Origin of the sequence: Alicyclobacillus fructus (genome assembly GCF_017329605.1) — a bacterium.
Classification (GTDB): Bacteria; Bacillota; Bacilli; order Alicyclobacillales; family Alicyclobacillaceae; genus Alicyclobacillus; species Alicyclobacillus fructus.
In genome coordinates this window covers 28,858-43,329 of the sequence record NZ_JAFMTY010000018.1, presented here as the reverse complement: position 1 = coordinate 43,329, position 14,472 = coordinate 28,858, and the positions used below count along the sequence as shown (strand labels likewise).

General features: G+C 63.5%; 15 protein-coding genes. 2 read left to right on the top strand and 13 right to left on the bottom strand.

Annotated features, from left to right (window positions below; genetic code table 11):
• Window positions 1-30 precede the first annotated feature (30 nt).
• The 3 genes from J3481_RS10085 to J3481_RS10075 are packed head-to-tail and all read right to left on the bottom strand — an operon-like array spanning window position 31 to window position 2,979.
• A complete protein-coding gene (locus tag J3481_RS10085) occupies window positions 31-1,239 on the bottom strand; it encodes an ABC transporter permease (RefSeq protein ID WP_206831911.1) in 1,209 nt (402 codons plus the stop codon).
• Window positions 1,226-1,912 carry an ABC transporter ATP-binding protein gene (locus tag J3481_RS10080; protein WP_206831910.1) on the bottom strand — a complete coding sequence of 229 codons (687 nt, stop codon included), beginning with the start codon at window positions 1,910-1,912 and terminating at the stop codon, window positions 1,226-1,228. The genes J3481_RS10085 and J3481_RS10080 overlap by 14 nt, the downstream gene beginning before the upstream one ends.
• Window positions 1,909-2,979, bottom strand: coding sequence for an efflux RND transporter periplasmic adaptor subunit (locus tag J3481_RS10075; protein ID WP_206831909.1), 1,071 nt, complete (start codon window positions 2,977-2,979; stop codon window positions 1,909-1,911). Before J3481_RS10075 ends, J3481_RS10080 begins: the two co-directional genes overlap by 4 nt.
• A gap of 126 nt (window positions 2,980-3,105) precedes the next feature.
• On the opposite strand from J3481_RS10075, the gene J3481_RS10070 reads away from it, so the two are divergent.
• Together J3481_RS10070 and J3481_RS10065 are read left to right on the top strand one after the other, a co-directional pair.
• Window positions 3,106-3,489, top strand: coding sequence for a hypothetical protein (locus J3481_RS10070; protein ID WP_206831908.1), 384 nt, complete (start codon window positions 3,106-3,108; stop codon window positions 3,487-3,489).
• A gap of 70 nt (window positions 3,490-3,559) precedes the next feature.
• On the top strand, window positions 3,560-3,997 hold the full coding sequence (locus tag J3481_RS10065) for a CBS domain-containing protein (RefSeq protein ID WP_206831907.1): 438 nt from the start codon (window positions 3,560-3,562) through the stop codon (window positions 3,995-3,997).
• Window positions 3,998-4,180: 183 nt separating this feature from the next.
• Here the strand turns inward: J3481_RS10065 and J3481_RS10060 are convergent, their stop codons facing one another.
• From J3481_RS10060 to ilvB, 10 genes are all read right to left on the bottom strand, one after another.
• Entirely contained in the window at window positions 4,181-4,399 is a 219-nt protein-coding gene (locus J3481_RS10060) for an alpha/beta-type small acid-soluble spore protein (RefSeq protein WP_206831906.1), read from the bottom strand.
• A 158-nt stretch (window positions 4,400-4,557) separates the two neighbouring features.
• Window positions 4,558-5,691, bottom strand: coding sequence for a citrate synthase (locus tag J3481_RS10055; RefSeq protein ID WP_206831905.1), 1,134 nt, complete (start codon window positions 5,689-5,691; stop codon window positions 4,558-4,560).
• Between the two features lie 153 nt (window positions 5,692-5,844).
• On the bottom strand, window positions 5,845-6,390 hold the full coding sequence (locus J3481_RS10050) for a manganese efflux pump MntP (RefSeq protein WP_206831904.1): 546 nt from the start codon (window positions 6,388-6,390) through the stop codon (window positions 5,845-5,847).
• Window positions 6,384-7,787, bottom strand: coding sequence for a glutamate ligase domain-containing protein (locus J3481_RS10045; RefSeq protein ID WP_206831903.1), 1,404 nt, complete (start codon window positions 7,785-7,787; stop codon window positions 6,384-6,386). Before J3481_RS10045 ends, J3481_RS10050 begins: the two co-directional genes overlap by 7 nt.
• Window positions 7,788-7,889: 102 nt before the next feature.
• Window positions 7,890-8,498, bottom strand: a complete 609-nt coding sequence (gene leuD / locus J3481_RS10040) for a 3-isopropylmalate dehydratase small subunit (protein ID WP_206831941.1) — start codon at window positions 8,496-8,498, stop codon at window positions 7,890-7,892.
• Window positions 8,498-9,913 (bottom strand): 3-isopropylmalate dehydratase large subunit, encoded by a 1,416-nt coding sequence (gene leuC / locus J3481_RS10035; protein ID WP_206831902.1) that lies wholly within the window; start codon window positions 9,911-9,913, stop codon window positions 8,498-8,500. The genes leuD and leuC overlap by 1 nt, the downstream gene beginning before the upstream one ends.
• Window positions 9,913-10,992 (bottom strand): 3-isopropylmalate dehydrogenase, encoded by a 1,080-nt coding sequence (gene leuB / locus J3481_RS10030; RefSeq protein WP_206831901.1) that lies wholly within the window; start codon window positions 10,990-10,992, stop codon window positions 9,913-9,915. Before leuB ends, leuC begins: the two co-directional genes overlap by 1 nt.
• Window positions 10,993-11,071: 79 nt before the next feature.
• Complete coding sequence (gene ilvC, locus J3481_RS10025) at window positions 11,072-12,106, bottom strand: ketol-acid reductoisomerase (protein ID WP_206831900.1); 1,035 nt, start codon at window positions 12,104-12,106, stop codon at window positions 11,072-11,074.
• Window positions 12,107-12,199: 93 nt separating this feature from the next.
• The gene (gene ilvN, locus J3481_RS10020; protein ID WP_206831899.1) at window positions 12,200-12,730 is read right to left on the bottom strand and encodes an acetolactate synthase small subunit; all 531 of its coding nucleotides are present in this window, start codon (window positions 12,728-12,730) and stop codon (window positions 12,200-12,202) included.
• Window positions 12,727-14,466 (bottom strand): biosynthetic-type acetolactate synthase large subunit, encoded by a 1,740-nt coding sequence (ilvB, locus tag J3481_RS10015; RefSeq protein ID WP_236011524.1) that lies wholly within the window; start codon window positions 14,464-14,466, stop codon window positions 12,727-12,729. The genes ilvN and ilvB overlap by 4 nt, the downstream gene beginning before the upstream one ends.
• Window positions 14,467-14,472 lie beyond the last annotated feature (6 nt).

Sequence of the window (14,472 nt, the reverse complement as noted above, 5' to 3'; positions counted from 1 at the left end):
CAGCCTACATAGGTACAAACGGCGCGCAACTTATTCGTACCGCAGCGCGTCGATGGGATTCAGGTTCGCGGCTTTCACCGCCGGATACAGACCGCAAATGACGCCGATCACGGCCGAGAAGACAAAGGACAGCGCTCCGACAGGCCAAGGCACCGACGCCGGAATACCGGTCAACGCCCGCAGTCCGACGCTCACCGCGATCCCGGTGGCGATGCCCGCGAGTCCCCCGAGGGAGGTGATGGTCATGGACTCTACTAAAAATTGGGTTATAATGTCACGTTTCTTAGCACCCAGTGACACGCGGATGCCTATCTCCTGCGTGCGCTCCGTGACCGACACCAGCATGATGTTCATCACGCCGACGCCTCCCACGACGAGCGCAATTCCTGCAACCGCGCCGATCACCGCCGTCAAAATGGTCGTCACCTTTCCCACCAGAGCGGACACGCTCGCGAGAAGCCCGGAAGAATCCACGAACGCCGACGGATCGCCCGCATGAATATTGAGCGCGAGCACGATTCGGTTCGCAAGGCTTGAAACGTCGACTCCCGGTTTGACGACCACATCCATCTCGGACGCTGTCCAATTGGGGAAGATATCCTCGCACGTGGTGTCGGGTATGTACAAATTGTCGCTCCCCATGACGAACGAGTACAGGCTCGCCTGTTCCGGCTGCGCGACACCGACCACCTCGAGCGGAACCCCCGACAAGGTGATGACCGCCCCGAGAGGATTCCCGCTCCCAAACAGCTTATTCGCGAGCGACTGGCTGATGACCGCGACGTTGCGGTGAGACAGGACGTCCTCCGCCGTGAACATGCGGCCGCGGACGACGAGAAAGCGGGCGAGATCGTTCAAGTCCGATGGTCCCGCGAACAGCGTGACATTGTCCGACTTGTCCCCGCTTTCCACCACGGCGGTTCCGTAAAACGTCTCATTCACGGCCTCCACCCCGGAGAACGAGGCGGCGATGGCGAGATCGGAATCGTCGATGGACAACACCTGGCCCGGCTGAGGAAGCCCCGGCGCGACGAGTTCCCGCGGCACAATCTGAATGACGTTTCGCTCGCTTCCGCTCGAGATGGCCCCGATGACCATCGCCTTGCCTCCGTTGCCGATGGCGACGATGGCAAGAATGGACGCCACACCAATCCAGATTCCGACCATCGTGAGAAATGCCCGGGTCTTGTTGGCAGCGAGCGATGCGAAGGCCATGCGAATCATCTCATCGAGACTCATCGCGCACCTCCTCTCGGACGATCTCGCCATCGACCATGTGCAGGATGCGCCGACCGGCCCGCGCGACGTGCGGATCGTGCGTGATGACCATCACGGTGCGCCCGGATGCGTTCAGGTCCTGCAAGAGCCGCAGAATCTCGGCCCCCGTTTGCTGATCCAGCGCACCGGTGGGCTCGTCGGCGAGGAGGACGGCGGGATCGTTGGCCAGCGCCCGCGCAATGGCGACGCGCTGACGCTGCCCGCCGGAGAGTTCGTTTGGCAGGTGATGCGCCCGATTTGCCATGCCGACCTTCTCCAACAATTCCATGGCGCGATCGCGCCGCCTGGCCCTGGGCACACCGGCGTAGACCATAGGCAGTTCCACGTTCCGAAGCGCAGACATGCGCGGGATCAGGTGAAAATTCTGAAAGACGAATCCGATGTTCTGATTTCGGAGGCGGGCGAGATGATTCGAAGGCAAGTGCAACACGGGTTGCCCGTTCAACTCGTAGTCGCCGGACGTCGGGCGATCCAGCAGCCCGACGATGTGCATCAGCGTCGATTTGCCGCTGCCCGAGGGGCCCATGATCGTCACAAACTCGCCCCTGCCCACCTCGAGATCGATGCCCTTGAGCACGGGGATCACCTGGTCCCCCACGCGATACGACTTGGTCACACCCACGAGGCGGATCATGACGTGCGCACGGCCTCTCCATTCGCGAGATTGTCTGGCGGATTGACGACGACGCGATCGCCCGGGTGGACGCCGGACAACACCTGCACCGCGGTGTCGCTTGTCATGCCGAGCTTCACCGGTACCAGGTACACGTGCCCGCTGCGCCACTCGTAGACCGCATAGCCGGTTCCATTTTGGACAACGGCGCTGTAGGGAATCGCGGCGACCGGAGTCTGCGACCGGCTCAGGATGCGACACGTGAGCTGATACCCGTACGGCACGGGAAACGATCCGCGCGGCTCCACGGTGACTTCGACCACGGGAGCGCCGCTCGAAGACACTTCGGCATACGGTGCAATCGACGCCACGACGCCGGTGAACGTCTGATTCGGATATGCGTCGGTTTGCATGGTGGCGGTCATGCCCACTTGGATCTGGGCGGCGTCCACCTCTGACAAATCGACGATCACGTCCTTCTTTGGGCTCGCCACCTCAACCACAGGCGTCGGATTGCCGTTTGCGTCCACGCCGTTGGGATTCGCGATGAGCACAACGCCCGACAGCGTCGCCGTGATGGTCAACTGAGCCAAGCTCGCCTGAGCCTGGGCCAGCTGACTTCTCGCCGATGCCACCGACGCCAAGGCAGCGTTCAGCTGCGGGAGAAACAGCGCCTTGAGCGCCGTCGGCGCCTGGTTGTATTGGGCCAGCACGCGCTGGTACGCCGACTTCGCGTCCGCGAGCGCGGATGCGGCGGCCTGCACGCTCGCCTCCGCGGAAGCCGTGCTGAGTTGCACCAGGGGCTGCCCGGCCTGCACGTGCTCTCCCACGTGCACCAACACGCGCTGAATCGGGGCCTGCAGGTTGTCCAAGTTGATGATTTGGCGCGCCGCAGGGCGCACCGTGCCAGTCGCCAGGGTCACGCGTTCAATCCGCTGGACGGAGACAGGAGCCGTCTGCACCACGGGCAAAGCCCTTCGAGATTTCCACGATACCAGCGCGATGACCAAGAGCGCCATCACCGCACAGACGAGGCCCATGATGACGCCCATGCGCCAGCCTCTCCGATGTTCCGACGAGACGGCCAAGGACAACCCCTCCCGACATGTCACGTACTAAGATACCACATGGGCGCTCGAACCCGCATCGAAGGACATGGCCTGTTTGTGAACCGCATACATATGGGACAAACGGGTGAAGAGGGGTGCCCATTCGTGCAGCCGAGATGGGTTTGTCGATTGATCGGATGGCTCTATGCCGCATTGGGCGTGGCAGGCACTTTGAGCCGGGAGTTAGGCGCCTATTTCCGCTTCACGCCCGTGGAAGCCTACATCTACCTCGCCTTGGGCGTCTGGGCCATTTGGGCCGCTCGCCGGCGCACGCGCACCAGTGTGCTCGCGCTTCTTTCGATTGGACTGCTCTCGTTTGCGTGGGCGGCCTCGCCGTGGCTCGGACTCCCTCCGGCCGCCGCTCAAACCATTGGCGCACAGCAACCGCTCGATCTCGTCCTCCGCGGGCTCGTCGCCATCTGGGGCGTCGGAACGGCTGTCAAGGCCGTGATGGACTGGCGCGCCTCCCATCGATCCACCACAGCCTGAGCCCTCACCGCTCACGCCGATGGGACATACTACGGCGTGTGAACCGATGACACCGAGGAGGGATTGGGGCATGAAGGTCCAGCAGATCATGACCACCGACGTCGCGTGCTGCTCCGCCACGGACTCCATTCAAAAGGCGGCCCAAGCGATGAAACGCGAAAACTGCGGGTCCATTCCCGTGTGCGAAAACCGCCGCGTGGTCGGTATCATCACGGACCGTGACATCGTGCTGAAGGCCGTGGCGCAGGGCAAGTGTGACGCCCGCGTTGAAGCCTGCATGACGAAGTCGGTCGTTACGGGGCGGCCCGATATGGACGCGCACGAAGCGGCCGATCTCATGGCGCAACACCAGATTCGCCGCCTGCCCATCGTGGACGAACGCGGCGATTTGTGCGGCATCCTGTCGATTGGCGATCTCGCCACGGTCGACATTCACGTCAACGAGGCCGGCGCGGCGCTCAGCAAAATCTCCGCGCCCACCGAGGCGCAGAACAACGTCGTCCACTGACCGCTTCATCGGTTCGCCTGGCGCGCACGCTCAAAAACGTCACATTCAAAATGAAGAACAACGTCGTCCACTGACCGCTTCATCGGTTCGCCGGCACCCCGCCCAGCGGGGTGTCGTTTCGTGTTGGCTTGAAGTCATACGAAAGGCTGGGGCAAAACCCCAGCCTTCGCTTTGAACCCAACTTTACCGGGACTCGACGTCTCCTTGCGCCAGCCGCTCCTGCGCATATTGAACGAGCCTTTTGGTAATACTTCCACCGATGGAACCGTTCTCATACGACGAGACGAATCCCCAGTATCCGTCCGCAGGCGGTGTAATGCCGAGCTCTCCTGCGATCTCGTACTTCATGTCCTGAAGCGCGCGGGAAGCCTGCCCGAGCAACAGGCGATTGCTCTTTGCCATCCGTCATCCCTCCCTGGGGATAGCATGCCCCGGGACGGCGAGGGACGTGCTGCGAATTCGCCCCAAAGGGCGAAGGCACTGCCACCGAAGGCGGTGGAAATGCGCAAACGCGGCGCGCCTGACGGAGGTGCGCCGCTTCACAGAGATGAAAAACATCCTCACCGCTCGCTGAGCGGGACAAACTTGCGATCCGTAGGTCCGACGTACTCGGCCCGCGGACGGATGAGACGGTTGTTCTTGTACTGCTCGAGCACGTGCGCGGTCCATCCCGAAATCCGGCTGCAGGCGAAGATGGGCGTGTAGAGATGGGTGGGAATGCCGAGAGAATAGTAAAGGGACGCCGAATAGAAGTCCACGTTCGCGTGCAGACCCTTGACCTCGAGCATGTGTTTTTCGATGGCCTGAGACATCTCAAACCACTTCGTTTCGCCGGTCAGCTCGCCGGCCTGCTTGCTGAGCCGGCGAAGATGCGTCGCACGCGGGTCCTCCGTGCGGTACACGCGGTGGCCGAAGCCCATGATCTTCTTCTTTTGCGCAAGCGCCTCGTCAATCCAGGCGATGGCCTTGCTGGGCTCGCCGATCTCGAGCAACATGCGCATCACCTGCTCGTTGGCACCGCCGTGCAACGGCCCTTTGAGCGTGCCAATCGCCGACGTGATGGCGGAATACATGTCGGACAACGTGCCCGCCGTCACACGCGCCGAGAACGTCGAAGCGTTGAGTTCGTGATCAGCGTGCAGAATGAGTGCGGTGTTGAACGCCTTCTCCTCGAATTCGGAAGGCTTGGTCCCACGGAGGAGATAGAAGAAGTTTGCGGCCGCGCTCAGTGAAGGATCCGGTTGAACAGGCTCGAGTCCTTGCCGGATGCGCTCATAGGAGGTGACGATGGTCGGGATCTTGGCGACAAGCCGCGCCGCTTTCCGATAATTGGCCTCGAGGCTCTCGTCGCCGTCATCTGGGTCGTACAGGCCGAGGAAGGAAACCGCCGTGCGCAGTACGGCCATGGCGTTTGCGTCCTTCGGCAGGCGTTTCAACAGGTCCAGCACGGGCTCGGAAAGCGCGCGCTCGCTGGCGAGCTCATCGGTGAACGCTTTCAGCTGCGACTGATTCGGCAGCTCGCCGTGCCACAGAAGGTACACGACCTCCTCAAATGAGGCGCCGCCATCGACGAGATCGTGGATATCATATCCGTAGTACAGAAGGCGACCCTGTTTCCCATCCAGGAAGCAGATTTCCGACGTGTTGGACACCACGTCTTCCAGCCCGGCTTTGAATGTCGTTTCCGCTGCCATCAGCAGAACCTCCTCATCCCTCGCGATCTCGCCGCGTATCCCCTGGGTCAAGCGAGATCGCCCAATGCCGTATTTTGTACTCGGTCATTATACTACATCCGTCGGTGCGCTCAAAAACCGTCAACTTTCGGCAAGACAAGGATACGCGGGCTGTCATGCCATGGCGGCCATCCAGCCCGCGACGGCGAGCAGCACGAGTCCCGTCAAGCGCTCTGCCGGCAGATGTTCCACGCGGGACGCCAGGAACCGCCCGGCCTCCAGACCCGCGATGGTCAGCAGAAAACTCACGCTGCCAAAGACGACGCCGGCGACAGCGAGCGGCGCGCGCATCATGCCAAGGCTGAAGCCGACGGTCAGATTGTCGATGGACAGGGCGATGGCGAGAAGGATGATCTGCAGGCCATGAGCCCGCTCGACGGCCTCGACCTCGTCCTCTTCCTCGCGCCGCTTGAACAGGCTGTACAGGCCGAGCAAAGCCAGGATGGCAATCCCGACCACGTGCGCGCTCCTGCCGAGCACGCTCGCCACCTCGCGCCCGGCCCAGATGCCAAGGACAGGCATCCACGCCTCGAACAAGGCGAAAAGAAACGCGACGCGCCACTGCGCGCGCCGGCTGAGCCCGGACGCGCCGAGCCCGACGGCGGCCAGGCCGTTGTCGAGGCCGATGCCAAGCCCAATGAGCAGCAATTGCGTCAACACGGCGCCCCACCCTCTCCGGTTCCGGCCCAGATGGGCCCCGTGGATACACCGAAGAATCGCAGCGCATCGCCTACAAAGGACTGCGTCCCGATGAGCAGGACGAGATCGCGCGATGAAGCCGCGGAGAGGACCCCGCGGATGGCATCGTCCGGATTCGGCTCATGAGCGGCGCTGTAACCCATCCGCGCCGCGAGCGCCACCAAGTCCCGCGTGAAGTGAAGGGTGGGATTCGTCGTCTCGGTGAACACGATGCGGTGAGCCAAGGGCGCGAGTTCTCGCACCACGCCCTCGGCGTCCTTGTCGTCCGGCAGGGACAAAACGAGGTGCACTCGCCCATCCCCCGCTTGCGCGTCGCACCAGCGCTCCGCGAACCGGCGGACATAGGCGGCGCTCAGCGCGTGAATGGCTCCGTCGATCACGACATCCGGGTGCCGGTGTACCCGCTGAAGCCGCCCGATCAGCGTGAGCCCGCGCAGGTCGGCCACGAGTTCGCGTGTGTCGCGGCCGAGATCGCGCAGGACTTGGCGGGCGGCGGCAGCGGACGCCGCGAGGTTGTCCGCATACGGGATGAGGCGCTCGTCCACGCGAACTTCCGCCGTGAACCCCGGTCCGCGCACCGTCACCGCCGCAGCAGCCCCGCCGCGATCGTCGAGGGTCCATTCGATGTCGCTTCCCACTTCGAGCACCTCGCCGCCCGACGCGCGAAACGCCGTTAGGAAGGGCGCCATCACCTTGCGCGACAACGGCGGCTGGGCGCTCAGGGCCGCCCAAGCGGTGGTCTCCGTCAGGATGCCCATTTTCGCGATCACGACGTCTTCCCACGTCGGTCCCAGCTTGTCCAGGTGTTCGCCGAAGATGGGGGCGACGATGGCGCCGCGGTGTGCAACCTGATTCACGTCGTCATGTCGCGCGCCGCGGCCGAGTTCGTACACCGCGGCTTCCACGCCCTGCTCCTGGTACCACAGGGCCGCGATGGCCGCCACGAGCCCGACGGGGCCCATGTACTGGTCTTCCGGCACGGGCAGAGCGGACGCCGCGCTTCGAACCTGCTCCCCGAGGCGCACAAAATCCTCTTCGGGAATCGGCAGGCCCTGCAGGCGGATGCGCTCCAGGAAATCAATCAAGTGGGGGCTCGTGAACAGGCCGACGCGCACACCCATCTGCTGCAAGATGGCCGCCGTCAGGATGGCGTGCGAACCCTTCCCCTTGCTCCCCGTCACGGCGACGTTGTACACCCGCTCGTCCGGCCGCCCCAGCGCATCGAGCAGGCGCCTCGTCCACTCCGGATGCCGCACGTCGCGATCAAACCCCTGTCTCCGCTCCCGCGGCACGCGGCTATACGAAGAGAAAATCCAGCGAATGATTTCCGTCACTTGTTCCGAGATTGGCGTCGTCAACGAACGTCCCTCGCTCTCCGCGGCTAGTGTATCACAGGGCGAGGCGCGCGCAAACAGACGGCCGCCGGGCGATGACACCCAGCGGCCGCGGAATGCTTCGTTTCACGCGTAGACGAATTGGTACGGGCGGCGAGACGCCTCGTACGCGGCGATGTCCGCCTCGTACTGGAGCGTGATGCCGATGTCGTCGAGGCCGTGCAAGAGCATGTGGCGCTTGTGCGGATCGATCTCGAAAGAAAAGCTGATGCCGTGATCGGTCTCGACCGTCTGCCGCTCGAGATCCACCGTCATGCGCCGCCACTCGCCGCGCGCGTGCGACTCGGACAGTTGCTTGTACAGCTCGCGCGGAATGCGAATGGGCAGCAGGCCGTTCTTGAAACAATTGTTATAGAAAATATCGGCGAACGACGGAGCGAGGATCACCCGGAAACCGTAGTCGCGAAGTGCCCACACTGCGTGCTCGCGGGACGATCCGCATCCGAAGTTGTCGTCGACCAATAGGATGGTCGCGCCCCGGGCCTCCGGACGGTTCAGCTCGAACTCGGGATTGGGCGATCCGTCCGGAAGGTACCGCCAGTCGAAGAACAGGAACTCGCCGAACCCGTCGCGCTCGATCCGCTTGAGAAACTGCTTCGGGATGATCTGATCCGTATCCACGTTCACGCGGTTCATGCAGACCACGAGGCCTTCGTGCTTGACGATGGGCTCCATCACGCCGTCACTCCTTCCGAGGTCAGCTCGCGCACGTCGACAAAGTGGCCCGCGATGGCTGCCGCGGCGGCCATGGCCGGGCTGACGAGGTGTGTGCGGGCTCCCTTCCCCTGCCGGCCTTCGAAGTTGCGATTGGAGGTCGACGCACACCGCTCGCCAGCCGGAATGATATCGGGATTCATCCCAAGGCACGCGCTGCACCCGGGCTCGCGCCACTCGAAGCCCGCCTCAAGGAAGATCTCGTGCAGTCCCTCGGCCTCCGCCTGCTGTTTGACCTGTTTCGATCCCGGCACCACCACGGCGCGAACCCCGTCCGCGACGCGCCGCCCTTTGACGATGCTCGCCGCCAGCCGCAGGTCCTCGATGCGAGCGTTGGTGCACGAACCGATAAACACGTGCTGAATCGGGATCTCCGAGATCTTGGTTCCCGGCTTCAGGTCCATGTATTCGAGCGCCTGGCGGATGGCGAGAGCCTCCTCCTCGGACTTCGCATCCTTGGGGTCCGGCACCACGCCGCTGATGCCCACGCCCTGCCCCGGATTGGTGCCCCACGTGACCTGCGGTTCTAGGTCACTCACGTCGAAGACGACATCCACGTCGAAGACGGCATCCGGATCGGACCTCAGTTCACGCCACTCCGCCACGCACGCGTCCCAGTCCGCCCCCTTTGGGGCATAGCGGCGGCCCTGCACGTACGCGAGGGTCGTTTCATCCGGTGCCATCATGCCGGCTCGCGCGCCGAACTCGATGGACATGTTGCAGATGGTCATGCGTTGCTCCATGCTGAGTTGCGGAATCAGGGTCCCGGCGTACTCCACCACATGGCCCGTGCCGAAGTTCACGCCGTACTTCGCGATGAGGCCGAGGATGACATCTTTTGCCGTGACGCCCGGCTGCAGCGATCCGTTCAACTGAATCCGCATGGTTTTCGGGCGGCTCTGCCACAGGCACTGCGTCGCAAGCACGTGCTCCACCTCGCTCGTGCCAATGCCAAACGCGAGTGCTCCGAATGCGCCGTGCGTCGAGGTGTGGCTGTCGCCGCAGACGATGGTCTTTCCGGGCATGGTCAGCCCGAGTTCAGGACCGATGACGTGGACAATTCCCTGGAATGGGCTGTCGAGCCCAGCCAGTTGCACGCCGAACTCGCGGCAATTCTGTTCCAGCGTTTCAATCTGTTTGCGCGCGATGGCGTCCCGCACATCCTTCGGATTCACCGTCGGAACGTTGTGATCCATCGTCGCAAACGTGAGTTCGGGCCGGCGAACCTTGCGCCCCGCGAAACGAAGTCCCGCGAACGCCTGAGGCGACGTGACCTCATGGACGAGGTGCAGATCAATGTAGAGAAGCGTCTGTCCGTCAGGCAACTCCTTGACGACGTGCGCATCCCAGACTTTTTCGAACAGCGTTCTCCCCATCAACCGAGCCTCCTTTTCACGTCTTCGCAAACCATGGCGCTCACTTCCGCGGTCTTCACAAACGCCTCGTTCGTGCGGGCGAGATCGCGCGTACGAACCCCTCGTTCGATCACGCCATGCACCGCCTGCTCAATGGCCTCCGCAGCCTCCGGGAGGTGCAGGGAGTGCCTCATCATCAGCGCGACGGACAGGAAGGTCGCAAGCGGATTGGCAAGACCCTGCCCCGCGATGTCCGGCGCCGATCCATGGACGGGCTCGTACAACCCCGGACCTGCCTCACCCAGGCTCGCCGACGGGAGCATGCCGATGGAGCCCGTGATGACCGCGGCCTCGTCGCTCAAAATGTCGCCGAACATGTTCTCCGTGACGATCACATCGAACGTCTTCGGACGCGTGATAATCTGCATCGCCGCATTGTCGACCAGCAAATGCTCCACCGACACGTCCGGATATTCGGTGGCGACCTCCTGTACGACTTCCCGCCACACGCGGCTCGACTCGAGCACATTCGCCTTGTCGACGGAGGTGAGGTGGCGGCGCCGCCCTCGCGCAAGATCGAAGGCCACTCGGACCACGCGCCGGATCTCCGCCCGAGTGTAGTGGAGCGTGTCCACAACGGCCTCGCCGCCATCAAGTCGCGCTTTCGGTTCGCCGAAGTAAAGCCCGCCGGTCAACTCTCGAACGATGATGAAGTCCACGCCTTCGACCAATTCGGGTTTGAGCGGCGAGGCCAGCAAGAGACCTGGCCAAGTGCGAATGGGGCGAAGGTTCGCGTACACCTCAAGTGCCTTGCGGATCCCGAGCAGCCCGGCCTCTGGCCGCGCGTCGCCAGGCAGGTGGTCCCACTTGGGCCCCCCGACAGCCCCGAGCAACACAGCGTCTGCCGCTCGACACAGCTTCACGGTCTCTTCAGGCAACGGCGATCCCGTCGCATCGATGGCGCTCCCGCCGATGAGTCCCTCTTCGAGATTCCACGTCTCTCCCCGGCTCGCGGCGACGATTTGGATCAGCTTCACCGCCTCCGCCGTGACCTCTCGGCCGATGCCGTCCCCCGGCAAGATGGCAATGTTCTTCGTCATGGCATCCGACCCTTTCCGTCCGTATGTGCGACGGCTCAGGCGAACGCGATGCGCCCGCCGCCCCGCATCGCCCGTGCGATCACGCCCGCTCCGCGGCGGCCGGGACGCGATCGTCCCCTGGCCGCTTGGCCTTGATGAACGGCATCATGCTGCGCAGCTTGCGCCCGACCACCTCGATGGGATGTTCGAGTTCGCGCCGGTTGATGGCGTTGAACATGGGCCGGTTCGCCTGGTTCTCCAAGATCCAGCCCTTGGCGAAGGCGCCGCTCTGGATGTCGGCGAGGATCCGCCGCATTTCCTTCTTCGTCTCTTCCGTGATGATCCGCGGCCCAGACGTGAAGTCGCCCCACTGCGCCGTGTCAGAGATGGAGTACCGCATGTACTCCAGCCCGCCCTCGTAAATCAGATCGACAATCAGCTTCATCTCGTGCAGACACTCGAAGTACGCAATCTCCGGCTGATAGCCGGCCTCCACCAAGGTCTCGAAACCGGCCTTGATCAGCGCCGACAGACCCCCGCACAAGACCGCCTGCTCGCCGAACAAATCCGTCTCGGTCTCCTCGCGGAAGGTCGTGGTCAGGATCCCGGCCCGGCCTGCGCCGATGCCTCTCGCGTAGGCGAGGGCGAGATCCTTCGCTTGGCCGCTCGCGTCCTGGTGGACGGCGATCAGCGCAGGCACTCCGCCGCCCGCCTCGTAGACCCGCCGAACCAAATGCCCCGGGCCCTTCGGAGCCACCATGAACACATCCACGTCTTTCGGGGGCTGGATCTGCGAGAAGTGAATGTTGAACCCGTGTGCGAATGCCAGCGCTTTGCCCGCCGTGAGGTAGGGGCGAATCTCGCGCTCATACACAGCCGGCTGGCGCTCGTCGGGCAAGAGAATCATGATCACGTCCGACTCCTCAACCGCCTCGCCGACCGCCATCACGCGGAACCCATCCGCCTCCGCCTTGGCCCAGGACGCGCCGGGTCGCAGTCCGATCACGACGTCAAAACCGCTGTCGCGGAGGTTTTGCGCGTGCGCATGTCCCTGCGAACCGTACCCCACGACCGCGATCCGCTTGTCCGCCAGCGGCTGAATCGAGATATCAGCGTCATAATAGATCTTTTCCATTTCATTCACTCCTCGCATATGTAGAACTTGTGTTCCGAGGCTCGTTGCCTTCGCCATCCCGGCGGGGCCTTTCGCCCCGCCAGCTCAAACGCCCTAAATGTGAAGCACCTGCGCTTCTCCCGCGCGCTTGGCATCCGCGCCGGCCGCCGCCTCACGCGGCAAGGCGGTGAGGCCCGTGCGCGCCAATTCGCGAATGCCGTACGGCCGCAGAAGGGCAATCAGAGCATCGATCTTTTCCGCGTCGCCCGTGACCTGCACCGTCACCGTCTCCCGGCCGACATCCACGATGTTCGCCCGGAAGGGCTCAATCAGGGAGTGAATGACGGCGCGCTCCGCGATCGGGCTATTCACTCGGATGAGCGCGAGTTCCCGCGCCACCATGGCCTGATCCGTGAGATCAGTCACCTTGAGCACGTCGATCTGCTTGTGCAACTGCTTGATGACCTGTTCCAGCGCCGCCTCATCCATGTCACTCATCACGATGGTCATGCGCGAGATTTCGGGATTTTCCGTGATGCAGACCGTCAGGCTCTGGATGTTGAATCCCTTGCGCATGAACAGCGCAGTAATGCGATTGAGCACCCCAGGCTTGTTGTGCACGAGGACCGACAACACCGGCGTCATGGTTTCACCCCCACCATCTGGTGGATGCCCGTGCCCGGCGCGACCATGGGATACACGTTTTCGTTCGGATCGACCACGCACTCCAACAACCCGGGACCGGGCTGCCCCAAAAACGCCTCGAGCGCCGACGTCAACTCGTCATCCCGCTCGACCCGCATCGACGGAATGCGGTACGCCTCGCCGAGCTTCACGAAGTCCGGTTGCCACGGGAGCAGCGACTCCGAATATCGCTCGCCGTGGAACAACTCCTGCCACTGCCGAACCATGCCCAGCGCGCTGTTGTTCACAATCACGACCTTGATGGGCAACTGGTGCTCGCCGATGACCGCGAGTTCCTGCAGCGTCATCTGGAACCCTGCGTCGCCGAGGATGGCCACAACCTGCTTATCCGGGTGGCCAAAGTGCGCCCCGATGGCCGCAGGCAGACCGAAGCCCATGGTGCCGAGCCCGCCTGATGTCACCCAGCGATCCGGCTGGTTGAGCGGAAAGAACTGAGCCGCCCACATCTGGTGCTGCCCGACGTCCGTCGTGACGATGACATCGCCCTTGGTGATCCGCGCGATCTCGGCAATCAGGCGCTGCGGCTTGATGGCTGGCCCATCCTGCACCCACCAGAACGGCAACTCGCGTTTCACCCGCAATAGTTCCTCACGCCAAGCCGCCGCGTCCGGAGGAGGCACGTCGATGCCGAGCATCATCTCCAGCGCCTCGCCGACGTCCCCCACGACCGGAATGTCCGTCGGCACGTTTTTGCCGATCTCGGCCGGATCGATGTCGATGTGCGCCACCATCGCGTTGGGCGCAAAGTGTTCCAATTTGCCCGTCAGGCGATCGTCAAAGCGCGCGCCGAGATTGATCAAGAAGTCCGTCTCGTACAACGCCTTATTCGCGGCGGCGCTCCCATGCATCCCCCCCATGCCGAGGCAGAGCGGATGGGAAGCGGGAAAACCCCCGAGTCCGAGCAGTGTCTGCACAACCGGCAGCTGGTACTTCTCCACGAACGCAAGGAGCTTGTCGGTCGCACGCGCGTGCAACACGCCGGCTCCCGCCAGAATCACCGGGCGTTTGGCGTGCTGGAGGCCGTGCATCAGCTTGCGGATCTGCATGTGGTGCGGCACCACCGTCGGCTGATACCCCGGCAGCTGCGGCGGATCGTCGTAGGTGAACCACGCTTCTTCGCCCGACACGTCCTTCGGAATGTCGATCAGCACGGGCCCCTTGCGTCCGGAATTGGCGATATGGAACGCCTCTTTGAACACCTTGGGGATCTCCGAGGCGTGCCGGATTTGGTAGTTGTGCTTGGTGATGGGCGTCGAAATCCCGATGATAGACGTCTCCTGGAACGCGTCGGTCCCGATGACCGTCTTGGCCACCTGTCCCGTGATGGCCACCAGCGGAATGCTGTCCATCATCGCGTCGGCCAAGCCCGTGACCAGGTTGGTGGCGCCCGGACCGCTTGTGGCAATGACGACGCCCGGTTTTCCCGTTACGCGCGCGTAGCCCTCCGCCGCGTGAATCGCGCCCTGTTCATGCCGCGTCAAAACGTGGCGAATGCCACACTGGTACAGCGCATCATAGAGCGGCAGCACCGCCCCGCCGGGGTAACCGAAGATGACTTCGACCTGCTCCCGGCGCAAGGCCTCTACGACCATGTCGGCACCTTTCATCCAGAGGGCGCCTGTTTCTCCTGTGCGCGACAGCATCTCGTCATCCGCGGGTTTTGAAATGCCAGGCATCGCGTT

Coding starts and splice junctions, on each gene's coding strand:
- J3481_RS10085 (WP_206831911.1), bottom strand. CDS start 1,239: ATGAGTCTCGATGAGATGATTCGCATGGCCTTCGCATCGCTCGCTGCC.
- J3481_RS10080 (WP_206831910.1), bottom strand. CDS start 1,912: ATGATCCGCCTCGTGGGTGTGACCAAGTCGTATCGCGTGGGGGACCAG.
- J3481_RS10065 (WP_206831907.1), top strand. CDS start 3,560: ATGAAGGTCCAGCAGATCATGACCACCGACGTCGCGTGCTGCTCCGCC.
- J3481_RS10060 (WP_206831906.1), bottom strand. CDS start 4,399: ATGGCAAAGAGCAATCGCCTGTTGCTCGGGCAGGCTTCCCGCGCGCTT.
- J3481_RS10055 (WP_206831905.1), bottom strand. CDS start 5,691: ATGGCAGCGGAAACGACATTCAAAGCCGGGCTGGAAGACGTGGTGTCC.
- leuD (WP_206831941.1), bottom strand. CDS start 8,498: ATGGAGCCCATCGTCAAGCACGAAGGCCTCGTGGTCTGCATGAACCGC.
- leuC (WP_206831902.1), bottom strand. CDS start 9,913: ATGGGGAGAACGCTGTTCGAAAAAGTCTGGGATGCGCACGTCGTCAAG.
- leuB (WP_206831901.1), bottom strand. CDS start 10,992: ATGACGAAGAACATTGCCATCTTGCCGGGGGACGGCATCGGCCGAGAG.
- ilvC (WP_206831900.1), bottom strand. CDS start 12,106: ATGGAAAAGATCTATTATGACGCTGATATCTCGATTCAGCCGCTGGCG.
- ilvN (WP_206831899.1), bottom strand. CDS start 12,730: ATGACGCCGGTGTTGTCGGTCCTCGTGCACAACAAGCCTGGGGTGCTC.
- ilvB (WP_236011524.1), bottom strand. CDS start 14,466: ATGCCTGGCATTTCAAAACCCGCGGATGACGAGATGCTGTCGCGCACA.